Genomic DNA, 24,595 nt, shown 5'->3' on the forward strand with positions numbered 1-24,595 from the left:
TCCACCTTCAAATTGTGAATACGCGCCTTAGTTCACTTCCAGCAGAATATAGCCTTTTGCCGGGATTTGAACATCCACTGTTTGTTTATCCTTAGGATTCATTGTTAGCAGCTCAACCTTCTCATTTTCGGTCATACGATCAACCTTGACAGAGTCAGTCGCAAAATATGAAGCTAAGTCTAACTTAATTTGAATCGTTTTTGCTTCATCACTTACATTGGCGAAAAATAAGCCAATACTCTCATCTTGATATTGCCATGCAGAATGAATAATAGAGTCAACTACTAATTCACCTGTATCATTGTATTCCTTATGATCTTTGGCACAGTTGTAGATAAACCAATTAAGGTTAACCTTTTCAACCTCAAACTCAAATGGCTTTAACATTCTTCCATAGGCTAAATATTTATTCCCTGCTCCTGTCCGAAGCTTAGCAAATTTCGAAATGTATTCAGCCCTAGCTTGTGAGAATCCATAACCTCTTGCCTCAAACGGATAGTAATGCTCATCTACAGAGTTTTCTTTTTCATTGATGACTTCCATTGGACTATATTCGTAGTTTAATTCGTATAAGCCGCCCCATAAATACGTACGAGCCACGTGGAAATAGAACAGGTCGCCAATTTCTTCAACAATTTTTCCCCAACCGTCTAAACGAACAGCACCATACTCATGGTATACATACGTAAACATCGGGATTAACTCTGCTTCGCCTTTTTTGAGTAATTCTCGGACGTTATAGCCTTCTAATGGCGCAGCAGGTGCCCCACCAGCACGTGTCTGATAATAATCTAATACATCCAAGAATACTTCGTTGATCATTTCAGTCCCCATTGGAATGTATCGTCCATCAGCAGCACGGCTCATCGCCTCTTTTGTATTGATATAATTCTCGCGGTAGGCTTGAGTAATCTGTCTTCCAGCACCCTTTGTATGACCGTGAGAATCATCCATACATAGTTTCATAATATTATTAGCGGAAATATCATAATAGATAGAATCCACATTGCTTTCTAATTGAAGTGTTTCATCCCTGCGAACATGAAGGTCTTGGACATATGGGTCTGCTGGGCATACAAATGGGAATTTATATTGGTCAATACTTTTTGACGGGTCTCTAGGAATCTCTTGAAGTGCTCTTTTTCCTTTGATCCCATCCGCACCAAAAAGATTAAATAAGTAATCAAACTCAAACGGGGCAAACTTATCCCCATTTTCTCTGATCGCGTTCAAAGTCGCTTCATTAAATCTTGTCGGAAACCAATCCTTATATCCTCCTGGAATCCCCATTCCAAAGCTTTGGATTTTGTTCGTCCAGTCAGGACCAAGAATATGAAGCATCTTTGTATCAATATGTTCATGATATTTCTCAATCCACTCAGCTCTGTCCGCTCCAGCATTAATTCCAAATGTAGAAAGCCCCACATCATCTAAAAGCCAGTCACATTTATCATCCGTCTTAGAAAGTTCGCCTTTTTGGCACCAATATTGATTAACTGCCCAATCTTTATAAATATCCGCGGCCTCATACCAGTTATGGCCTTCTAATGTTTTTATAACGATTGGATAGTTAACCGTGATTCCTTTATGAGGACCAATATCTTCACAGCTATCCAGGAAGGTAGCCTCAAGGAATCCTTGCTCATTCTTATAAAAGTTCAGCCATTTTGTGTAGCTATCAGCATCATAGGCTGCAAAGTAAAGTCCACCTTGGCCCTTGCCATAGTAGCTAAAAAATTGCATCGTTGAACCTGAAAAACCTTCAGGGTATGGCATGTATCTAAATCCATTCCACTCACTTGTAAAATTTTTCAGTGGATTATGGATAAGAAAGCCTGTTGCAAAGCTATGAGCGAGATAATCATCTTCCCCTTGCTCCGTTATATTTCCTATGTTCGGAATAATCGGATATTCGAGTGTATAGATGGACTTACTTGAATCATTTTGTAATTCACAGTCAAACGATACCTCGTTCGAATCATCCTGAATCCAGACTCTTGCCTTTAAAGCAAGATCCGGAGCCAATTCCCATACAAATTTATAGCCCAAACGCTCTTTATCGGCTTCATAGGAAAAACGATGAAAGTCGGTAATCGTTTCTTCCTCTAGTTCCACCCGGAAAGGGACGGATGATAACTTTTCGGGAATGTATTCAATTTTCTTTTGTTTATCTATTAAACTGCAAATCGAACCTGTTTCCTTATGAAAAGAAATCGATATGAAATCATTTTCGAGAAAAATCATCGTCATCATCCTTTGAATCTATCATTTTATTACGAGACTTATTTGATACCAGAGAGCTTGATTCCCTCGATTAAATACTTTTGGAAGACAGCAAATAGAATGATTGTTGGGATTGCGGCCATTGTAGAACCAGCCATAATCATCGCCCATTCTGTTGCTTGTGCTGAACGGAAGTATGCTAATGTCTGCATGATTTGGTATAATCTTTCATCTGAAATTGTCATAATTGGCCAGATTAGTGAGTTCCAGAATCCTAAAAATGAACCAATCCCTACTAAAACGAATACTGGTACGGATAATGGTAAGAAGATATGGCGATAGATGCCAAACTTTGTAGCTCCATCAATGACAGCAGCTTCTTCTAACTCTTTTGGAATACCTAAGTAAAATTGGCGCATTAAGAACATATTGACAGCTGAAGCCACCCCTGGCAGGATAAGCACAGTCAGTGTATTAAGCATTTTTAGTTTCGCAACAACAATATAAGAAGGAATTAATATCGCCATTGACGGAATAAACATCGTCATAATGACATAGATAAACAACGTGTTTTTATACGGAAAATTCAAGCGAGCAAATGAGTATGCAGCCATTGAATTGACAAAAATTACAAGCACTGTAAAAATGATAGCCCCTACAAAGGTAACACCCATGGAGCGGATAAATTCGGTTGAATGCAGGAGCTCATTATAGTTGGAGAAATCCCACACTGTTGGAAAGAATTTAAATGGATAACCAAGAACCTCAGTCTTTGGTTTAAAACCGGCAAGTGCCATCCAAAATAGTGGAAAAATCGATATTAAGGCAACTAATAATCCTGCAATGGTTAATAGAGTCTTTTTTGTTTTCTTCATTTTTTACTCACCTCCAAAGTACTTGATCAATCTTCCACTTTCTTAGAATTAACCAATCTAAACATAAGAGCAGATATTACACCGATAATGACAAATAGTAATAACGCTGCTGAAATGGTATATCCCATGTAAGGATCATTTTTGAAATGGGTATATATAAATAGATTTGGTGTCATCGTTGAATTTAGCGGTCCACCATTGGTCATGACATACGGTAAATCGAACTGTTGAATAGCACCTGTAAGTCCGACAACAATAATGTACAAGAATACATTTTTTAATAAAGGCAATGTAATGAAAATCATTTTATGAAATGTATTCGCACCGTCGATTTCTGCTGCCTCATAATAAGAATCTGGAATATCATTGATACCAGCAAGGATAATGAGAGTGGTGAAACCAAATCCAAGCCAAATAGCTGGAAGTGAAATACTACCTAAGGCATACTTTACATCTGCAAGAAATGGAATTGGTTCACTTCCAAATAAGCCTACAATGTAGTTTGCTAAACCTCCGTTGTAGTTGTAAATGAACATAAACACGATTGAAGCTACAACCCCAGAGATTACGTGTGGAATATAGATTGAAGTTTTTACGAAACCGCCAACTTTTGCAGATAAATTTTTAATTAAATGCGCAAATAGGAATGCGGCAACAAATTGAATAGGAATAACAATTAAGGCAAATTTTATACCTGTCCACATCGCTCTATAGAAGGCTTGATCCTTTAATACGAGCAAATAGTTGGAAAACCCTACAAAAATAGAGTCTTGGTAAAAGCTCCATTGATAGAAGCTAACAAAGATGGCATAAATTAGTGGGATGACAACAAAGACTGTTAATAGACCAACAATTGGTAGTAACATGACGTATGCTGTCTTCATATCGTTCTTTTTTAAAGTCTTATTCATTTGAATTCACCATCCTAATAATCAGGGCCTGGTAACACTGCTCCCCAGACCCCAATAAATTATTTAATTATTATTTTTTCGGGTTGGTTCCTGCGTAGTTATTATTTTTAATGTAGTCATTGATTTCTTTTTCAGCAGTTTGTAGAGCTTTTTCTACATCTTGCCCTTCAAGCATTACGCGTTCTAAAGCAGTAGCATAGGCCATACTAACTTCCCAAGCGTAGATAGGCTCAGCAACAGCATATGGTACAACTTCTTCTGCAATTAATTTTCTCCATGGATCATTTGCACCTTCAGCATCTTGCGCTAACACTTCATCAACAGATTTACGTGCAGTAAACTTAGAGAATTTTGTTACATCTTTGAAGAAATCCACCATGATTTGCTCGTCACCAGCTAATAACCACTGGATAAATTCAGCAGCTTCTTTTGGATGCTTAGAATTTCCATCAATTGTTAAAGTCCATCCACCTAATGAAGCAGTTGGCTTATCTTGGTTTCCATCGTTTGTTGGAACAACAGCAACACCGATATTATCTAATAGATCTGGATAGTCATTTCTTAATTGTCCAATTGCCCAAGAACCGTTGATTTGCATTGCTACTTGGCCTTCAGCAAGTGGCTTAATGTCTGTATATCCGCCTAATGGCTGTTTTGGAACAATTCCAGATTGATACATGTCATTCCAGAAAGTGATTAACTCTTTCATTGGCTCGTTTACGATTGTTGCCTCAGACCAATCTTCACTAATTGGTTGCTGTCCTACCATTGCTTGGAAGCCCCAATGTGTCCAGCCATACTCAGCAGCGTTTCCTGCAGCCGCTAAACCGAAGACATTCCCTTTTTTCAACTTTTTACCGTATTCAATTAATTCATCCCAAGTAACTGGAGCCTTTTCAGGGTCTAAGCCAGCTTCTTCAAACAAATCCTTGCGGTAGAACAATACTGCAGATGGTTCAGCTAACATTGGATAAGCATAATGTTTACCATCTAAAGTAACGAAGTCTGCAATGTTTTCATAAAGGTCATCCCAAATAGCTGGGTCTGTATATTCATCTAATGGTAATATTTTTCCTTGCTCAGCAGAGAAAATGATTTTATTATAGTTCATTGTTGCTATATCAGGGCTAGTTCCTGCAGCCTGTGCAGCAACAGTTTTTTGATCCCATGCATCCCCAGGAACGATTTCAAGTTTAACTTCAACTTTATCCTGTGATTTGTTATAAGCCTCAATATTCTTTTCCCACCACTCAGCATCTGCTTCTCCCCATTGTGGTGTCCAGAAGTTAAGAACTGTTTTACCAGATGAATCCTTTGAATCACCTGATTCTGCCTCTTCTGTCCCAGCAGGACCAGTACCTGAGCAGCCAGTAAGTACGGAAGAAATAATGAATAAAACTGTTAACATAAATGCTAAAAACTTAGGTTTCTTCATAAAAAATTGCCTCCCTTATTTTTTTGTTTTTTATAAGAATAACTTCGGGCGAAGTTCTCTTAACAAGTAGGTATTAACCTTCATTTCAGAAAACGTTTACACATTCAATAAAGCAACCACCCCCTTCAACAACCGGGTAGAAAGATGTGTTCTTTTTAAAAAGCAATGCAGTAATTCTCGTAATCTGGTAAGTACTCAGGATTTGTTACTACCTTCTTGATTAGTCAAAAAGTTCAGAACTCAATATCTGTAATCGTTTACATACAACGAATGGCCACAAACTGAAAACGCTTACTTATATGATATTATACGAATTATAACTTATCAATATTATTTTTGAGTTTCTTGATTATTAAATTTTTTGTCACAATCTGTCATTTAGAGATCCTTTGAAAATACGTAATTTACGAGATTCAAAGGATCTCTTCTTTAATTAATAATCAAAGCATTTTTTCAAGTCATCCGGATTGAACGGTAGGGTATCTGGTAATGGCAATCTTTCCTTCACAGGGAGGATTGGATGAACCGTCTTATGTGGTTCTGTTTGATACCAGTAAGCCGTACTTGAGTAGTCATCACTTCGATTGTTGTTATGACCATGTTCAATCGATACCTTAATAGATTTATCAAACATAATCGGATCCTCAATATGATAACGATATGCAGTAATCTTACCAGACCAGTTCGGTCCGCCACCAAGGATAATACCATGGTACGGTGTGCTTTGTTCCTGCTGTGGACACCATGCTGTATTGAAATAGTCTTCCATTCCAGTTCCATGAAGTGAAGGCGGCCAAGGCTCTCCGTCGATGAAAATCATATCGTCTCCTTCACCATACCAGTTCCACTCTTGTGTGAAGCGTAAATTGTGAATGTTAAGGTTGCAGCCAACATAGTGACCTTTTCCTTCTGCTTCTAAAATGACATAGTTCTCGTCACCAGTCGTATTTTTACCACCGAAGCAATACAACGCATTTGAAACTTCACCTTCAATACCCTTTGTTAACTCCCTTGTCCAAAGAGCATGGAAGCGCAGCTGGCTATCGATTTCTTTATCATAAACCTCATAATCTACGTAAAAGTAAAACTTGATTGGCTCATCTGCATGGCTTTCAATTTCAACTCTTGCATTTTCACCAAATGGCATAGGGAACCAACAGTTCATCGCTGTTCCATTTTCAGGACTCATTTGTAATGGAGCAGATACAAAGTTCTTTGTAATCCCATGACCCATTCCAAAGAAGTCTCCAATTGGTGCTTGCACACTTGGGTTTTCTTCTCCATCCCAGTACATGCGAATAACAATTTTACGATGTAAATATTCTTCCATAACATCATTTAATGGAGCCATGGTCATCCAAATATGTGTGATACATCCAGCACCTTGAAGGTTACAAATATCAATTTTCTCTCCAGGGTAAATTTTTAAATAATCTCTATTTCCCCCTGTTGTATCATAACTAGAGGCTCTTCTTCTCTTACTGTCTCGCTTGCGGTATAAGTCTCTTAAAGATGATCCTAAAAATGTCATGTTCTATGTTCCTTTCTGCATAAAATTATTCGTCTGATAGTATTATACATAAAAATTTATTATTTTATTTCGCCTTTTCTGATAATTGTTTCCCAAGACTTCCCCCTGGATGATAGAGATGAAAATCCTCTTTCTTAAATCCTTTTAAGATAGAAAGGGCAACTGCCAACGCATCACCTATGACAAGAGTTAAGGTAGAACTTGTCGTTGGAGCTAGACCAAGCGGGTCAGCTTCTCGATCATACTGATAAACGAGTGCTACATCACACGCTTTTGCAAGAGTTGATTCTGATTTAGAAGTAATCGCAATTTTTTTACAGCCTATTTTACCTATAGATGGCAGGAGACTTAAAACTTCACCAGTTTCACCGCTATTGGAAATCATAATGACCACATCATTCTCCTGAATCATTCCTAAATCCCCATGCACACCTTCCGTGCTATGAACAAAGAATGCAGGAGTACCGGTACTTGCTAAGGAAGCAGCGATTTTTTTACCGATATGACCTGACTTCCCTACACCAGTAATGACCACTTTTCCTTTACAATTTGCAAGCAGCGTGATGGCGCTTTCAAATTCTGGACCGACGTTCTCTGATAACTTCTTTATTGAATCAGCTTCTACATCAATCGCGTTTTTCACATAGCTTAATAGATCCATAGTTTTCCCCTCTCACTTAGGTTGTAAAATCTGTGAAACTACCTGCTAAAATCTCTTATCATGAGATCTCTTTTTAGAAAATTGTCAACCTGTAATCGTTTACAGTTGTCTTAAAAAAATATATTTTCTGAGAAATATGTAAACGTTTAACCATCTGTTAAAAAAATTTGTGTAAACAAAAATCGTGTAAACGTTTAACTAGAGTGTATGACAAGATGAAGATTATAGCAATACCTTTTTTAAATTTTTCAAATAAATTTTTTAATTTCGACAGACTCCTTGAAAATGGAAAAAGGTGAGACTATAGTCCCACCTTCGATAAACACTGGATTTCTAGATAATAATTATTATTTCTGAGCTAATTTTGCTACATTTGATAATTTGTTCAAGTCAATCAGAGAATCTGCTACAAATACTTCCAATGTGTAGCCAGAATTATTTCCAGGCATTTTAAAGCCACCCGAAACCTTTTCTACTCCACCGGAAGGAATGGCTTGTGTGATTCCAGAAAGATTCTCAATTTCACCCTTTTTGTTGTAGAGCGCAAATACTAATGTAATTGTCTTTTCATCGCTAGAGTTATTTCGGATATCAGCATTCGCCATAACAATACCCTTTGTCGGTAAGTATTTTAACTCTGCTCCATCACTTCCACTGAAGACCGCATTGCTAACTGTGTATTCTTCTCCAGTTACTTTAACAGTTCTCGTAGCCTCAGCTGCTTTGTTTCCATCAGAATCAGTTACATTGTATTTCAATGTGTAGGTTCCGACAATATCCGTATTTACCTCACCGGATACTTCAATTTTAGAAGTAAGGTCCCCATCTAAATTATCAATGGCAGTTGCACCAGGATCCGTAAATGACTCACCTAATTCTAATTCAATATTAGCATCACCTTTGAGCGTGATTTCCGGAGCTGTTTGATCAACAGGCACTAGCATATAATCATCCGCTTGTATCCACGTATCACCACCAGAATGCATACCTGTAAAAATTCTTACTGTTGTATTATTACCGGAATTGAATTGAACGGTAAGCTTCTCATAATTGTCATGTCTACCAAACTTCACTTCTTTTAAAATATCACCTGCAGAACCTCGGACTCCAAAATAGCCATTCGCATTATTTTGTGATGTCTTCACGTAACCAGTCAATCTGTATACTGTGTTTGGTTGAACAGCAACATCTTGTGTGAAAGCATTCCAGCCTGTAGTATCACGCAAATAGACATTGTTCGTTCCAGCTCGTGAAGTTTTAGCTCCTCTATCTACTCCACCATTTTTATTGCCTTCAATTACCCATGGCGTAGAAATTGTATTTGATTTCTGTTTTTCAAAGGATGGATCTTCAATAAGGTTTGCCACAGGTGTGCCCTTGCTTAATGTTGAATGCATTAAGACTGTATTATATGGACCCCATTCTGACATCACAAAGTATAAATCATCCCCATCATTTGTCCATGGATGAATAAATCCACCGTATAGACCTGGGAACTCTGCACCTGTTGCAATTTCAACCTCATCTGACCATCCACCAGTTAAGCTATCAGAGCTTCTCATCACAAGTGCATAGCGGTTTTCATTGAGATAGACCATAATATACTTTTTATATTTCGAATTATAGGCAACAGACAATTCGCTCACAGGAGCTTCAATGACTGGGACTGCAGCTGCTTCATTGTTCTTGATCCATTCAGAACCATTCCAGTATTCATATTCTTCTTTCACAAGCATATTTTCAGGCTTCACTCTCGCTAAATACGCTGCATCAAAGCGTCCAGCTGGTGTCCCAAACATGTAAACGTTTACAGAATCGTTTAAAAAAGCTGCCTGGGCAAACTTACTATCAGCCCCCCACTTAATTCCGGACTTTGTCCAATTTTGTCCTTCATCATCGGAGTATGCAATCTCAGAAAAGTTCGTATTCCATCTACCGTTTGCACCCCAGTTACGGATCTGCATGTAATGAATAAAATGTCTGTCACCAACGGTTACTCCAGCAGTAGGAATGGCTGTAAAATCACCGCTTCCTGAAGTATCATGAGCAGAATAAATGATTTCTTTTGCATAGTTAGGAGTATCTTCATCAGCAATCATTGATGAGAATGTTAGTCCATCTGTAAGGTCAGTGTCTTCTGATAAGGCTAATAGATTTCCTCTCCAGCCAGTACCGCCACCACCGAAGCCGCCCCATCCATCGTCATAAGAATCTCCAAAGGCAACCATTACTTTTTTGTGTTCTGGGTCAGTTGTAGCATCCCAGACAATTCCTAAGTCAGTTGCTGTAAGGCCATAGTTTTCGGGAGTATTACTAGGATTCGGGATGGTTTCTCCCTCAAGTGTTCTTCCTGTAACTCGAGCAATTTTTTGAGCTTTACTAGCAACGAGTTCAAAGCTTTCGGTTGCTTCTGCAGTATTTGAAGCAGTTGTTTGATTACTTTGTGTTTTCGCAAGTGACGGAATCGCAATTGATACGACCAGTAGTAAAATGAGCATTGTTGATAAAATAGATTTGATCTTTATGCTTTTCACTTGTCTAACCTCCGCATATGATTTTATGAGTGTAAGCGGCTTCATTTTTCAATTCGTTCGGCTCCCTCCTCACTACCTTGATTACCACCCTACTCAATTCAGATTATATTTGATAGATTTGATAAAGAAAACAGAATTTTCTTTATCATGATAGAAATAGGTAATAGTTCTCATTTTTTGAATGCCTTCGGCAAGTTGGGTATTTTATTGAAAAATTATTCTTGAATAAAAATGTAGATTGATTTCCACTACGGGTGAACGCTTTCCGCGGGCGGGGCCAAGCTGGAAGGCGTTAGCGCCAGTAAGTCTCGACTTTCCCGCTTTTCCCGCTGGAGTCGTCACCCTCCGTTCCAATCAACGAGTCACACAATCAAAAAAATCTTCTCTCTAGCACAATAAAACTTAGCTAGAAATGAAGACTTTCTTAACAATATGAATTTCTACTACTAACAACTATTTCTACCAAACGATATAGAATATCACCAAATGTCAGAATCCAAACTAAACCTATACCTATACATCTGTATCCTTTTCTTTTCATAGAAAATATCATACTCATATAATGTTAGAGAGCATCTTTTCCTATTAATCAATAAACTTTAATCTCTTATATTTTTAATTAAAGTATGATAGTAGATCTACATTCTTGAATTGAACCAGATATGGTGCAGACATCGAACCAAATAACAAAATTGCAACTCCTACTCTCAATTTCGTAAGGACATTATCGAAGGGTGAAAAAAATTCTCCAAATAACAACATTGGAACGATAGTTATGGATACAAACATAAGTCTTCCAATTACTGTTATATTGTGTTCAGTATTACAATTGCTTACGTACAATTGGTCTATATCCCGCCAAAAAGAGATTCATATATACTAGCCCTTCGAAATTGGGCATTACAACTTTTACATTTTTGCATGATCACACGACAGCAGCTATATTTTTTCAATATTATTTAGGCAAAATGATTTGAAGATGCAAACACTAATGTATTCTTATATAATAAATTCAAATCCCGTTGGTTTTTGGAATGGCACTTCATACTCCTTAAAGACTAATTTAAATTTTGATATATCGTCAGGTAAAGCTGGCGATACAATGAATGTAAATGTCTCATGGGTACCTGAGCCTCCTCCTCCTATATTTCGGGATTCATATTCAGTTCCATTACTTTCTATAGACATTTCAAAGTGAGTAAATCTTTGAAACCTTCCAGGCATTTCTTCATCAATCTCTTCTTTATCAATATTAAAATGAACGACACTTGCATTTTCATATTGACGTACAAATGTTACTGAATAAAATACACTATCTTTTTCAAATGACTTTAATATTGGTATATTCTTAAGAAATCCCTGAGGCTCTACAATTGGTTTAAAAATTTCTTCGTGTAAGAAATTAGAAAAAATACTGTTTAAAAATCCCTCATAAAAATGATATTTTTCACTCCAATTAGAAATAAGATTTTTAGTCGGGAAACCCGGGTTGTTATTTGATAGCTCTTTCCGTTGTTTTATTAAATTACAAATTTTTTCGTCAATAGCTGCAATTCTGTTATCATAATGATCTGTTGGCGGTTCAAATGACATTCGGTTCATATCTTCTTCCTCCAAACTGATATATTATGTAAATTTTAACATAATATAGGAATGATAATTGGGATTAAATGTTTTAAAATAGGCTCAGTTTATTGTTCAATGTTGATTTTTAGTTCTTAGTGAAGTGTCCCACTTAACCGGAGAAATTCCGTTTATTTTGAAACATTAATGGTTAATATCTGAAATAGGCGGAGTTTTTCCGCTAAATGACCTAAATAGCCTTAAAATCATGAAAAATGTATAGCTTAACCGGAAAAATTCCTCTTATTTAAAGAGAAATAGGTGAATTTCTTGATTTAGACGGAGTTTTTCCTTCTATTTTTCAATGAAATAAATTCAGCAACCACCTTTAACATAGCTAAACAATAAAAAAGCTAGGGGAATCCCCTAGCTTTTTTACATGATGTTATCCAATTGAACCTTCCATTTCGAACTTGATGAGACGGTTCATTTCAACTGCATATTCCATTGGAAGTTCTTTTGTGAATGGCTCGATGAAGCCCATTACGATCATTTCTGTTGCTTCTTCTTCAGAAATACCGCGGCTCATGAGGTAGAATAATTGTTCTTCAGATACTTTTGAAACCTTCGCTTCATGCTCTAGAGAGATGTTGTCGTTTAGGATTTCGTTGTAAGGAATTGTATCTGAAGTTGACTTGTTATCAAGAATCAATGTGTCACATTCGATATTAGAACGTGCGCCATCAGCCTTGCGTCCAAAGTGAACGATACCACGGTATGTTACTTTTCCGCCTTGCTTGGAAATTGATTTAGAAACAATCGTTGAAGATGTATTTGGTGCTAAATGCATCATTTTCGCACCTGCATCTTGGTGCTGACCTTTACCTGCAATTGCAATCGATAAAGTCATACCACGAGCGCCCTCACCTTTCAAAATAACAGCTGGGTATTTCATTGTTAATTTTGAACCGATGTTTCCGTCAATCCATTCCATTGTTGCATTAGCATCACAAACTGCACGCTTTGTAACTAAGTTATAAACGTTGTTTGCCCAGTTTTGGATTGTTGTGTAACGGCAATATGCATCTTTTTTGATGATGATTTCAACAACCGCACTATGAAGTGAGTTTGTTGTATAAACAGGAGCTGTACATCCTTCAACATAGTGAACATGTGCGCCTTCATCAACGATGATAAGAGTACGCTCGAATTGTCCCATGTTCTCAGAGTTAATACGGAAGTACGCTTGTAAAGGCGTTTCAACCTTTACGCCTTTTGGTACGTAGATGAAAGATCCACCAGACCAAACAGCTGAGTTTAATGCAGCAAATTTGTTATCTGTAGGTGGGATCGTTTTTCCAAAATGCTCGCGGAAAATATCTTCGTTTTCTCTTAAGGCAGAATCTGTATCCTTGAACACGATTCCCATATTTTCAAGGTCTTCTTGCATGTTATGGTAAACAACCTCAGATTCATACTGAGCAGATACACCAGCTAAATACTTTTGCTCTGCTTCTGGAATTCCAAGCTTATCGAAAGTTTGCTTAATCTCATCAGGAACTTCATCCCAAGAGCGTTCTGTTTTCTCAGATGGTTTTACGTAGTACGTAATCTCATCAAAGTTTAAAGAGTTTAAATCTCCACCCCATTGTGGCATTGGCATTTTGTAAAAATGCTCCAATGACTTTAAGCGGAAATCTAACATCCACTGAGGCTCTTGCTTCATTTTAGAAATTTCTTCTACAATCTCACGTGTAAGACCACGTTTTGATCGGAAGATGGAAACGTCTTTATCATGAAAGCCATATTTATAATCACCGATCTCAGGCGCTTTTTTTGCCATCGTCGTCTTCCTCCTTCATATAAGGGATAAGGGGTGATGCACCATCACAATCCCTTATTTCCTTATTCTATTATTGTTCATCTTCCTTTAGGCCTTTTTCCATTGCCTTCCACGCTAAAGTGGCACATTTAATTCGAGCTGGAAATTTGGATACGCCTGAAAGTGCTTCAATGTCACCTAAATCAATACCATCGTCATAGTCTTTCCCTTGCATCATATCGGAAAAAATAGTTGAAAGCTTTAAAGCTTCTTTTATATCCTTCCCTTTAATCGCTTGAGTCATCATAGACGCAGAAGACATTGAAATGGAGCAACCTTCACCTTCAAATTTCGCATCCGTTACTTTTCCATCATTCACCTTAAGCGTCAATTGAATACGGTCGCCGCAGGTTGGATTATTCATATTTATCGTTAAACTGTCATCCTCTAAAACACCCTTATTACGAGGATTTTTATAATGATCCATAATCACTTGTCGATACAATTGATCTAAATTATTAGAAGACATCCGAAAAATACTCCTTTGTTTTGAGAAGCCCAGATACGAGCTTATCAATTTCCTCTTCTGTGTTATACAGATAGAAGCTGGCACGAGCTGTTGCCGATGCTTTTAACCATTTCATTAATGGTTGCGCACAATGATGTCCAGCGCGAACGGCAATTCCTTCAGCATCCAGTACAGTCGCTACGTCATGCGGATGTACATCTGCTAAGTTAAAGGTAACAAGGCCCGCTCGTTTCGCTGCATCCTTTGGACCATAAATGGTCATCCCTTCAACTGTAGACATTTTTTCAAGAGCGTATACTGCCAAACGATGCTCATGTGCTTGGATATTGTCTAAACCTACTTCTGTTAAAAAGTCGATCGCCGCACCTAACCCAATCGCTCCAGCAATAATCGGTGTTCCACCTTCAAACTTCCATGGAAGCTCTTTCCAAGTGGAATCATATAGGTCAACAAAATCAATCATTTCGCCACCGAACTCGATTGGCTCCATGTTTTCAAGAAGCTGTTTTTTCCCATATAAAACACCAATGCCTGTTGGACCACACATTTTGTGACCAGAAAAACCAAGGAAGTCGATGTCTAGATCTTGAACGTCAATTTTCATATGCGGAGCTGCCTGCGCACCATCCACGACCATTACCGCACCATTGCTATGAGCGATTTGGGTAATTTCTTTAATTGGGTTCATCACACCTAGAACATTCGAAACCATTGTTACCGATACAAGCTTTGTATTGGCATTAACTGTCTTTCGAACATCTTCAAGTAAAATCGTTCCATCTTCTTGAAGAGGCAAATATTTTAACGTCGCACCTGTCGCTTTTGCAAGCTGCTGCCAAGGAATGATATTACTGTGATGCTCCATATAAGTGATGACAATCTCATCACCTTCTTGAAGATTCGCTCTACCATAACTTGCTGCAACAGTATTCAGCGCTGTCGTTGTTCCTCTTGTAAAAATAATCTCTTGAGTCGATTTGGCATTGATAAATTTTCTTACCTTATCCCTTGCACCCTCGTATCCATCTGTCGCTTTTGTTCCCAGTGTATGTACACCACGGTGAACATTCGAATTGTATTCACGATAATACTTATCTACAGCTTCAATGACTTGGATAGGCTTTTGAGAAGTAGCTGCACTATCCAAATATACAAGGGGATTGCCATTGACTTCCTGATTTAAAATCGGAAAATAAGAACGAACATCCGAGATATTCATTATTTTACTTTCCTTTCAATCACTTCACGCAGTTGGTTTTTAACTCCTTCAATTGGAAGTTCATTCACAACTGGCGCTAAGAATCCATGAATGATTAGTCTTTCCGCTTCTTTTTGAGAAATTCCACGGCTCATAATGTAGTAAAGCTGTAATGGATCAACACGTCCAACAGAAGCAGCATGTCCTGCTACTACATCATCTTCGTCAATTAGAAGAATTGGGTTCGCATCCCCACGCGCACCTTCACTTAGCATAAGAACACGAGATTCCTGTTGCGCATTAGACTTAGAAGCACCGTGCTCAATTTTACCAATACCGTTAAAAATTGAACTTGCTTGATCCTTCATAACACCATGCTTCAAAATAAAGCCTTCGGAATTTTTACCAAAATGAACAACCTTTGTTGTGAAGTTTTGAGTTTGCTCGCCACGTCCAACAACAACAGATTTTGTATCAGCAAAAGAACCGTCGCCAATAAGATTTGTTGTATTTTCAGAAATCGTATTTCCGTCGTTCATTAGGCCAAGAGCCCATTCAATTCTTGCATCACGACCAGCATGGCCACGACGGTTGACATAAGTAGTAGTTCCTTTAGCAATCGTATCAACCGCACCATATTGAACTTTTGAGTTTGTATTCGCGATTACTTCAGTCACAATATTGAAGATTCCATTAGATGAATCAACAGTAGAAATATAGTTTTCTACGTAAGTAACAGAGCTATTATCTTCAGCCACAACTAATACGTGGTTGAACATATTTGCTTCTACTTCATCATGAATAAATACAGATTGAATTGGAGAAGATAATTCAACATTTTTTGGAACGTATAAGAATACGCCTCCGTTTAATAATGCTGCATGAAGAGCTGTTAATTTATGCTCGTCAACCTTCACGGCATCCTTCATGAAATATTTTTGTAAAAGGTCTCCGTGTTCTCTTGCTGCTGTGAAGATATCTACAAAAATAACGCCTTTTTCTTGAAGTTCCTTTGAAACTTTTAGAACAGAAGGACGGTTATTACGTTGAATATATAGATTCTGCTCTTCTACATCAACATCCACTAGAGCTTTCACATCAAAAGGAAGATCATGTAAAGATGCGAAATCATCACTTTTCACAATATGCTTTTCAAATTGTGTAAAGTTCCATTTATCTATTTTTGTTTTATCTGGTCTAGGTAGTGGTAAAGTTTCCACGCTCTCAAGAGCTTCTAGACGTAGAGCTGTTAGCCACTCAGGCTCACCCATCTCTTTAGAGAAAGAGCTAACATACTCTTTATCAAATGGTAATTTAATTTCAGTTGTCATTTCGATCCTCCTAACACTTATGCTTCTTGCCCAACTGTTTCGTCTTCAATGCCTAGTTCTTTCTTAATCCAGTCGTATCCTTCAGCTTCTAAACGAGTTGCAAGCTCAGGACCACCAGATTTAACAACGCGACCTTGCATCATAACATGGACATGGTCAGGAGTAATGTAGTTAAGTAGACGCTGATAGTGAGTGATAATTAAGCAACCAAAATCAGGGCTACGCATTTCGTTAATACCTTTTGATACAACTTTTAATGCATCGATATCAAGACCAGAGTCAATCTCATCAAGGATTGCAATTTTTGGTTGGATCATCATTAATTGAAGAATTTCGTTACGCTTCTTCTCTCCACCTGAGAACCCTTCGTTTAAGTAACGTTGAGCCATTTCAGGATCCATTTCTAAGAATTCCATTTGAGAATCCATTTGACGGATGAATTTCATTAATGAAATCTCATCGCCTTCTTCACGACGTGCATTGATTGCAGAACGTAAGAAGTCAGCATTTGTAACACCGCTGATTTCACTTGGATATTGCATTGCTAAGAAAAGACCTGCACGAGCACGCTCGTCAACTTCCATCTCTAGAACGTCTTCTCCATCTAATGTAATGCTACCACTAGTTACTTCATATTTTGGGTGTCCCATAATAGCAGAAGATAAAGTTGATTTACCTGTACCGTTTGGTCCCATGATTGCGTGGATCTCTCCACCTTTGATTTCAAGGTTTACACCTTTTAATATTTCTTTACCTTCAATAGAAACATGAAGGTCTTTAATTGTTAAAGTAGATCCTGACATAATAATACCTCCGTAAATTAAAAGAAAGTTTTTAACTCGATTGGTTTTGCCAATCGTTATTCTCACTTTATTCTCATTACAATCTTATAACAAATGAAATTTGATAGCAACTCTTTAGCAATGTTAAAACCGATTAAAATATATCGTAAAAATATCTCTCCCATCTCCCTATGTATTTCCTACAATCGTTGGATTAATTGCTATGGTTTTCACTCGTCTCAAAAATTTGTTCAATATATTTTTTCCATAACCACTTTATGTATGTATGCGTGTTCTAATTGAGAATGAAGTTCAATTAGAAGGGAATTAAAATGGTTCGAATAATACTGAATTGATAAATACAGAATGAGAATGGTGGAAAACTGAATAACTCAGTGGATATCTTGTTTGTTTTTTCGGAATTTTTGTTTTTAACGGAAGTTTATGTGGATATCCTTGTTTTGGTGAGTGCTCTTGGGGACAATTTTTGGATTTTCGCCATTTTCTTGTTCACAATAGGCAATTTTGTGGATATCTTTTTGGTCAATTCAGAAATTTTTGTCCACACTGGCTAATTCATGTGGATAACCTATTCGTTTTTCCTCCAAACGCTTCACCGCAATAAATCTCTAGAAGCTTTTCCACATATTACCCACAATTAAAAACCAGCGTCACAAAATATAGATACGCTGGTTTCTCATTTCATTATATTTGTCTGTTGAGCTGTCTTCTATCCAAATCCGCCACGAGACGTTGAGATCGAATATAATCCTTTTCCCGTCTTCGCTCTACTTTCATGCGAACTTCTAGCTTTTGACTATACGCTGCGTAAGTCACCTTATGAGCACTGTGCATCGCCTTTTCCATTTCACCTGTGTAGTTCAGATTCAAAAAACTAATAGGGTACCATTCCTTTCGGTTTAGTTACATCTATTATGCTAGCAAAGCCATACCTGACTACACAAAGACGATATATAGAGATATACTCTCCTCACACCCACTGAGACTCCATATCCAAAGATTACCTAGCGCATCCTTACAATCGAAGCCAAATCCTTACAATATGAAAGGGTACCTCTAAAAAGAGATACCCCACATCATTATTCAGATACTGGAACAACAGCACCTTCGTATTTTTCTAAAATGAAGTCTTGAATTTCTTTAGAATGAAGTACTTCAACTAAAGCTTTAATTGCTTCGCTGTTTTCATCACCTTTATTAACCGCAATGACGTTTACATATGGAGAATCACTTTCTTCGATTGCGATGGAATCTTCAATCGGATTTAACCCAGCATCGATTGCATAGTTTGAGTTGATTAGTACAGCATCACCTTCATCATTGTTAAAGATTTGAGGTAGTAAAGATGCTTCATATTCAGCATCAAATTCCAATTTCTTTGGATTTTCAACGATATCGTCAATTGTCGCTTCTGTTTTTTCTACGCCTTCTTTAAGAGTAATTAAACCTTCTTTTTCAAGTAGGGATAAAATACGTCCATGGTCAGGAACTGAACTACTGATGATGATGTGAGCTCCTTCTGGAAGTTCATCAAGGCTCTTATATTTCTTAGAATACACACCGATTGGCTCGATATGAATGCCGCCAGCGTTCACAAAATCATAACCATTTTCAGCAATTTGAGCATTTAAGTAAGGGATGTGTTGGAAATAGTTTGCATCTAAATCCCCTGCATCTAATGCTTGGTTTGGAAGAACATAATCCTGGAATGTTTCAATTTCTAGCTCGATGCCTTTTTCTTCAAGTAAAGGCTTTGCTTCTTCTAAAATTTCTGCGTGAGGCACGTTAGAAGCACCTACGACTAGTTTTGTTTCCTCTGTTTTTGCATCATCAGCGTTGCCACCATCAGTTGCTTCTTCATCTTTGTTTGTCCCGCAAGCTGCTAAAAATAGAATTAGTGCAAAAGGCAATAAAATCGTAAGCCATTTTTTCATTTCTTTCCACTCCTTATCTTTTGTCTAATTTGTTTGTTATTAAATCTCCAATAATTTGGAGGATAAAAACGATTATCAAAATAATAATGGTTGCCATTAAAGTTACGTCATTTCGAGAACGTTGGAACCCATCGAGGTAAGCAAGATTCCCTAGACCACCAGCACCGATGACACCGGCCATGGCAGTGTAGCCAACAAGGGCAATCGCTGTAACGGTAATCCCTGAGACAAGCGCTGGCATTGATTCCGGAAGCAATACTTTGAAAATAATTGTGCTAGTCTTTGCTCCCATTGATTTTGCTGCCTCAATCACGCCTTTGTCGATTTCTCTTAGACCAATTTCAACCATTCTTGCATAAAATGGTGCAGATCCAACAATTAATGCAGGTAGTGCAGCATTTTCCCCAATCATTGTATCAAGCAATAACTTTGTAAAAGGAATCAGTAATACAATAAGAATGATGAATGGGATTGAACGGAAGATATTCACAAAAGCACTGATAATTTTATTAATAAAGCCATTTTCCCAGATGTTTCCCTTAGAAGTGAGAAACAGTAATAACCCTAATAGAATACCTAGAATAAAGGTTGCTAGAACGGAGATCCCTGTCATATAGAGCGTTTCTCCAGTTGCTTCCCACATTCTGTCCCATTTTACATTTGGAAAGAGTTCATTAACCATTTTTTATCACCTCTACTCCAACCTGCTGGGCTCTAATAAATTCAATAGCATTAGATACCTCAGTTCCATTTCCATCTAGATGTATGAACAATGTTCCATAAGAACCATTCTGAGTTTGCGAAATTTTCCCCTGCAATATATTAACCGTTACATCAAACTTACGAATCAAATTGGTCATTATCGGTTGCTCTGCTGATTCTCCGACAAATCCAAGTTGAACAACCGTTCCCTGTGGATATTGCTCAAGTAAATGTTCAATCGTTTCTTTTGTCTCCTCAGGCTCTGTCACCTGCTGAACAAATCGTTTCGTGATTTGCTGCTGTGGGTTCTTAAATACTTCAAGAACCGGCCCTGATTCTACAACTCTTCCCTCTTCCATGACAGCAACGCGATGACAGATTTTACGAATGACGTGCATTTCATGAGTGATTAAAACAATCGTTAATCCCAAGCGTTTATTAATATCAACTAACAAATCTAGAATCGAATCAGTCGTTTGTGGGTCCAAGGCTGATGTCGCTTCATCACACAGCAAAACTTTTGGATTATTTGCTAATGCTCTTGCTATTCCAACTCTTTGCTTTTGACCTCCACTTAGTTGGGAAGGATATGAATCTTCTCGACCTTCTAAGCCAACAAGCTTGATTAACTCATCCACTCGTTTTTGTCTCTGACTTCTTGGAATACCAGCGATTTCTAATGGAAACGCGATATTCTCTCTGACTGTACGAGACCACAATAAGTTGAAATGCTGAAATATCATACTAATTTCTTGGCGAGCCTTTCTTAACTCATTGCCTCTAATCTTTGAAACCTGTTTACCAGCTACTGTCACGGAACCTTCAGTTGGAAGCTCGAGTCCATTCAACATTCGAATTAATGTACTTTTCCCTGCACCACTGTAGCCGATCACTCCGAATATTTCGCCTTCATTTATCTCAATGCTGACATCATCAACAGCTGTCACTTTTCCGCGAATAGAAGAATAGATCTTTTTAACATTTTGTATTGAAATCAAGTGTTGTTCACCCCTTGCATATTTCCGATTATCCTCATCAATTTGCCCAGAATTATAAGCAATTACTATCTTGCTAAACTTATCTTTAGCACCCAATTCATTTTCATTCAAAATTCTAGGAGCTGTACTTCAAGTTTCCTAAAATTAAAAATGCCTTTCTGCAGACAAGCAGAAAGGCATGAAATATCAATATTCCTTTCTCTCATCTATCAAAGCAATCTGCTTTGTGTGAATTGGCACCATTTCAATGTCGCACATTGACGGTTGCCGGGTTTCATAGGGCACTTCCCTCCACCTCTCTTGATAAGAGCGAGCTATGTAATTGTTTTTATAGAAATAATAATCTGATAGTTATATTATCATGCGAAAATAAGGGTGTCAACGAAAAAGTTTTATCCCAAAATGAATTGATTTTGTTTCGGAATAGCGAGTATGAACAAAGACTCTATGAATAACGAAGCTCTCATAGTAGACTTTAGCTCGATCTCATTATTTTTACTGGCAGTCCTAAGTTTTATCTTCCCTGAAACCAACTCGGTTAGTACTGAATGCGTTCCCGAGATGATAACATCCACTCTTTCTTCCTGATCTTGACTCAAGAATAACTGACTATCTTCTATTTTTAATATGACTTCTTCCTCTTCTGAACGTAAAAGAACGGTCAATTGATTGCCTTTTAATAATGAGGTAAGATGACCTCTTGTATTTACTTCCTCCACCATTACACGCAATAATTCCAACAAGGTAAGTCCTCCTAAGTGTTGCTGGTTTCATACATATATTCGGCTAGCTCTCTTTCATTCCCTCTTATTTTTGTTCGACAAACATTTCGTAAGGGATGAAGAATCTACAACATTTCCCAAGAAATATGTAGTTTCATGCTATTGAGCAGCCTTTACTGTCGAAGGAGTTCCACTTGGTTTTAGACTTTTGAACACTCTTAAAAAATAAAGTGAGCCAACTAAATAAAGACTAGCCGTAATCGAGAAAACGATCGCGTAGCCCCAATATGCACCGTGCGCTATCACAATTCCCGTTGAGACAGGTCCCATAATGGCCCATCCAAGATTAAAAACCATCTGGTTTACAGAATTAGCTAAGCCTTTTACCGAGTTGTCGACTCTCGACATCATTAACGACGTCTGAATTGGATTACCTGCATTCATCAGTGCTTGTCTAAACAAGAACCCAACGGCAGCGAGCCACAAATTTTCGGTATAGGCGGTTAATAGAAGAAACGGCAATGATGACAATTGTAAGATTACAACCGCTTTAACTTCTCCGAACCGTTTTACCATTAATGGACCAATAATCATCGCGACCGCAGTAGCTGCTTGACCTAGAGATATAATGAGTCCAATGACTGAATTGGATGCGAAGAATCGATCAGCAAAATAGAGATTCAAATAAGGAATGACTAATCCAGCTCCGACACCGATGATTAATTGGGCTACGGCAAACAAGAGAATAATTTTGAAACCCTCCCGTTGTGAGCGAAACTTTTCCCTAAATGGAATCTTTATTTCTCTTTCCTTCTTCACTTCCCTTACTTCATGAAATTTTGCGATTGGGATTAAGGCAATAAGAAAAATTCCTCCTGCGATTAGTAAGGTGAGGCGAATACTTACCAATTGTGAAAAATAAACAGCGAAGAAATCCGTTAATATTCCACCGAATAAATTCCCGATCACACTCGCACCTGTCATGACGGCTGAAAAAATACTAAATAGGTATACTCTCTGACCAGGCTTGGAGTTTTCCGACAACCAAGGGATGGCTGACACCTGAAAGAACGCTATCGTTAAACCCGTTGCAAAAGCCAAACTAACCAATAAGGATTGCCCTTCAAAAATTCCTCTCATTATTAAGATGAGTCCTGATAGGACTACTCCAAAAAGCATCATTTTCTTTCTTCCAAAACGGTCACTGAATATCCCAGCTGGGACAAGGATCAAAGCTGTCGCTAATGATGTCATTGAAATAACCTGGCCATTTACTTGCTCATCATAACCAAGCTCCCGAACGTAAAAGTTATAAATCACCATAAAAACGCCTAAACCAATTTGTACAAAAACATTGGCTAATATCGTCAATCTTATGTTTTGATTGTAGCTTTTTATTTGTGAAGACCATTCTTTCAAAAATGGCATGAGAGTAATCTCCTTGTGATTATTTCGTATTCCTAAATATCATAATCTCTCCACATCCGAAAGTAAACAAAATTTTCACAAAAATAAAAGACCCTAGATAAGAGTCTTTTGTTTAATCACTTCATATAAAAATGGTACCGAATGAAACGCATATAATTTCTCAATAATTTCTGATTCCCGGAAAATCAGCAAACAGGGGACACTTTCCACTTCCCACTCTAATGCCAATTGGGGAATATAATTTAAATCGCATTTCCCCCACATTTGGTTAGGAAATAACTCTGCTACAACTTCAATCATTTTTCCAGCAACCTGACAAGTGCCGCACAAGGGAGTATAGAGGTATAAGATAAAATTGCCCTCTCCCTTTAATTTTTCGTTGATTTCATCTTTATTCCATTCTTGCATTTAGTTCCTCACCATCTCATTTATCCAAAAATTCAGCATGGACATCGATATTTGCTGCCAAAAGAACAGTCGCTAAGTGATGTTCCGGCGTCGTGGCAACCTCCCGATACATTTTATCAATATAAAGATGTTCTGCCTCTGGAAGCTCACGTATGAATTGTTTCCTTAGCTTTTCGCCAGCAGCATCGGCATCCACTAAAATGTACGCATCTTTTCCCGTAATATACTCGATTAGTTCATCTAATCGTGAGATGCTTATCGTTCCGTTTGTACAAATAATTTCAACAGGTTCTTTGACAATGCTTTGTACTTTTCGCTTATCAGTCGTTCCTTCAACGATAATAATCTTCTCTGCGTACATATCATTCATCTATATCACCTTTTGCCATTATGGTAACTACTATTATATGTTTTCGAGAACGGAGAGTTCATCTCCTGCCTTTTTGTAAAAAATACAAGGAATGATACTTTTCTCCTTCTTTTAAACAACTGACAGGTTGTTTTTAGTTAGTGTTTCAAAAAATGACAAAATAAATGAAAAACGCTCCTAAAAAGGAGCGCAGTTTAAATTAGTCTTCATTAATCATGCTTGCATATTCTGCTGCAGACATTAATTTTTCTACATCAGAAGCATCAGCTGGTTCAATTACAATCATCCATGCTTTTTCATATGGAGATTCGTTAACAAATTCAGGACTGTCGTTTAATTCTTCGTTAATTTCAACAACTTTTCCGCTGATTGGAGCGTATAACTCAGAAACAGTTTTAACGGATTCCACACTTCCAAAAGGCTCGTTCGCTGTCACTTCATCTCCTATTTCAGGAAGCTCAACGAAAACGATGTCACCTAACTCTGATTGTGCAAAATCAGTAATCCCTATACGTGCCTGTTCTCCCTCAATCTTTACCCATTCATGTTCTTTTGAATAACGTAATTCTTTTGGTGTAGCCATGTTAACCCCTCCATTATCAATTGATTGTTATATG

Annotated in this window: 22 protein-coding genes and 1 riboswitch; all 22 genes read right to left on the reverse strand. The window is 37.7% G+C overall.

Going from position 1 to position 24,595, the window contains the following annotated elements; genetic code table 11:
- Positions 1-27: 27 nt before the first annotated feature.
- On the reverse strand, positions 28-2,244 hold the full coding sequence (locus FAR12_RS00665; protein WP_126405310.1) for a DUF6259 domain-containing protein: 2,217 nt from the start codon (positions 2,242-2,244) through the stop codon (positions 28-30).
- 38 nt (positions 2,245-2,282) lie between these two features.
- Positions 2,283-3,098, reverse strand: coding sequence for a carbohydrate ABC transporter permease (locus FAR12_RS00670; protein WP_126405311.1), 816 nt, complete (start codon positions 3,096-3,098; stop codon positions 2,283-2,285).
- A gap of 26 nt (positions 3,099-3,124) precedes the next feature.
- A complete protein-coding gene (locus FAR12_RS00675; protein WP_126405312.1) occupies positions 3,125-4,009 on the reverse strand; it encodes a carbohydrate ABC transporter permease in 885 nt (294 codons plus the stop codon).
- Positions 4,010-4,079: 70 nt separating this feature from the next.
- A complete protein-coding gene (locus tag FAR12_RS00680; protein ID WP_126405313.1) occupies positions 4,080-5,444 on the reverse strand; it encodes an ABC transporter substrate-binding protein in 1,365 nt (454 codons plus the stop codon).
- A gap of 433 nt (positions 5,445-5,877) precedes the next feature.
- Positions 5,878-6,975: a glycoside hydrolase family 172 protein gene (locus FAR12_RS00685; RefSeq protein ID WP_126405314.1), complete on the reverse strand. Its 1,098-nt coding sequence runs from the start codon at positions 6,973-6,975 to the stop codon at positions 5,878-5,880.
- Between the two features lie 64 nt (positions 6,976-7,039).
- A complete protein-coding gene (locus FAR12_RS00690) occupies positions 7,040-7,636 on the reverse strand; it encodes a KpsF/GutQ family sugar-phosphate isomerase (protein WP_126405315.1) in 597 nt (198 codons plus the stop codon).
- A gap of 347 nt (positions 7,637-7,983) precedes the next feature.
- Positions 7,984-10,170: a DUF4185 domain-containing protein gene (locus FAR12_RS00695; protein ID WP_170972036.1), complete on the reverse strand. Its 2,187-nt coding sequence runs from the start codon at positions 10,168-10,170 to the stop codon at positions 7,984-7,986.
- A gap of 999 nt (positions 10,171-11,169) precedes the next feature.
- On the reverse strand, positions 11,170-11,772 hold the full coding sequence (locus FAR12_RS00700; RefSeq protein WP_126405317.1) for a hypothetical protein: 603 nt from the start codon (positions 11,770-11,772) through the stop codon (positions 11,170-11,172).
- A gap of 406 nt (positions 11,773-12,178) precedes the next feature.
- Entirely contained in the window at positions 12,179-13,576 is a 1,398-nt protein-coding gene (gene sufB / locus FAR12_RS00705; protein ID WP_126405318.1) for a Fe-S cluster assembly protein SufB, read from the reverse strand.
- 70 nt (positions 13,577-13,646) lie between these two features.
- Positions 13,647-14,084, reverse strand: coding sequence for a Fe-S cluster assembly sulfur transfer protein SufU (gene sufU / locus FAR12_RS00710; protein ID WP_126405319.1), 438 nt, complete (start codon positions 14,082-14,084; stop codon positions 13,647-13,649).
- Complete coding sequence (locus tag FAR12_RS00715) at positions 14,074-15,303, reverse strand: cysteine desulfurase (protein WP_126405320.1); 1,230 nt, start codon at positions 15,301-15,303, stop codon at positions 14,074-14,076. The genes sufU and FAR12_RS00715 overlap by 11 nt, the downstream gene beginning before the upstream one ends.
- Positions 15,303-16,613, reverse strand: a complete 1,311-nt coding sequence (gene sufD, locus FAR12_RS00720; protein WP_126405321.1) for a Fe-S cluster assembly protein SufD — start codon at positions 16,611-16,613, stop codon at positions 15,303-15,305. Before sufD ends, FAR12_RS00715 begins: the two co-directional genes overlap by 1 nt.
- A gap of 17 nt (positions 16,614-16,630) precedes the next feature.
- Complete coding sequence (gene sufC / locus FAR12_RS00725; RefSeq protein WP_126405322.1) at positions 16,631-17,416, reverse strand: Fe-S cluster assembly ATPase SufC; 786 nt, start codon at positions 17,414-17,416, stop codon at positions 16,631-16,633.
- Between the two features lie 684 nt (positions 17,417-18,100).
- The gene (locus tag FAR12_RS23175) at positions 18,101-18,286 is read right to left on the reverse strand and encodes a YuzK family famiily protein (protein WP_170972029.1); all 186 of its coding nucleotides are present in this window, start codon (positions 18,284-18,286) and stop codon (positions 18,101-18,103) included.
- A 209-nt stretch (positions 18,287-18,495) separates the two neighbouring features.
- Positions 18,496-19,350, reverse strand: coding sequence for a MetQ/NlpA family ABC transporter substrate-binding protein (locus tag FAR12_RS00730; protein WP_126405323.1), 855 nt, complete (start codon positions 19,348-19,350; stop codon positions 18,496-18,498).
- Between the two features lie 13 nt (positions 19,351-19,363).
- Positions 19,364-20,032 (reverse strand): methionine ABC transporter permease, encoded by a 669-nt coding sequence (locus tag FAR12_RS00735; protein ID WP_126405324.1) that lies wholly within the window; start codon positions 20,030-20,032, stop codon positions 19,364-19,366.
- Positions 20,025-21,050: a methionine ABC transporter ATP-binding protein gene (locus tag FAR12_RS00740; RefSeq protein ID WP_126405325.1), complete on the reverse strand. Its 1,026-nt coding sequence runs from the start codon at positions 21,048-21,050 to the stop codon at positions 20,025-20,027. Before FAR12_RS00740 ends, FAR12_RS00735 begins: the two co-directional genes overlap by 8 nt.
- 199 nt (positions 21,051-21,249) lie before the next feature.
- A riboswitch (SAM riboswitch) is annotated at positions 21,250-21,360 on the reverse strand.
- 82 nt (positions 21,361-21,442) lie between these two features.
- Positions 21,443-21,793, reverse strand: a complete 351-nt coding sequence (locus tag FAR12_RS00745) for an SCP2 sterol-binding domain-containing protein (protein WP_126405326.1) — start codon at positions 21,791-21,793, stop codon at positions 21,443-21,445.
- Between the two features lie 138 nt (positions 21,794-21,931).
- Entirely contained in the window at positions 21,932-23,200 is a 1,269-nt protein-coding gene (locus tag FAR12_RS00750) for an MFS transporter (protein ID WP_126405327.1), read from the reverse strand.
- A 93-nt stretch (positions 23,201-23,293) separates the two neighbouring features.
- Positions 23,294-23,608, reverse strand: coding sequence for a thioredoxin family protein (locus tag FAR12_RS00755; RefSeq protein WP_126405328.1), 315 nt, complete (start codon positions 23,606-23,608; stop codon positions 23,294-23,296).
- Between the two features lie 16 nt (positions 23,609-23,624).
- Positions 23,625-23,978 carry a toprim domain-containing protein gene (locus FAR12_RS00760; protein ID WP_126405329.1) on the reverse strand — a complete coding sequence of 118 codons (354 nt, stop codon included), beginning with the start codon at positions 23,976-23,978 and terminating at the stop codon, positions 23,625-23,627.
- A 199-nt stretch (positions 23,979-24,177) separates the two neighbouring features.
- Positions 24,178-24,561: a glycine cleavage system protein GcvH gene (gene gcvH, locus FAR12_RS00765; RefSeq protein WP_126405330.1), complete on the reverse strand. Its 384-nt coding sequence runs from the start codon at positions 24,559-24,561 to the stop codon at positions 24,178-24,180.
- Positions 24,562-24,595 lie beyond the last annotated feature (34 nt).

Origin of the sequence: Bacillus yapensis (genome assembly GCF_005280205.1) — a bacterium.
Lineage (GTDB): Bacteria > Bacillota > Bacilli > Bacillales > Cytobacillaceae > Robertmurraya > Robertmurraya yapensis.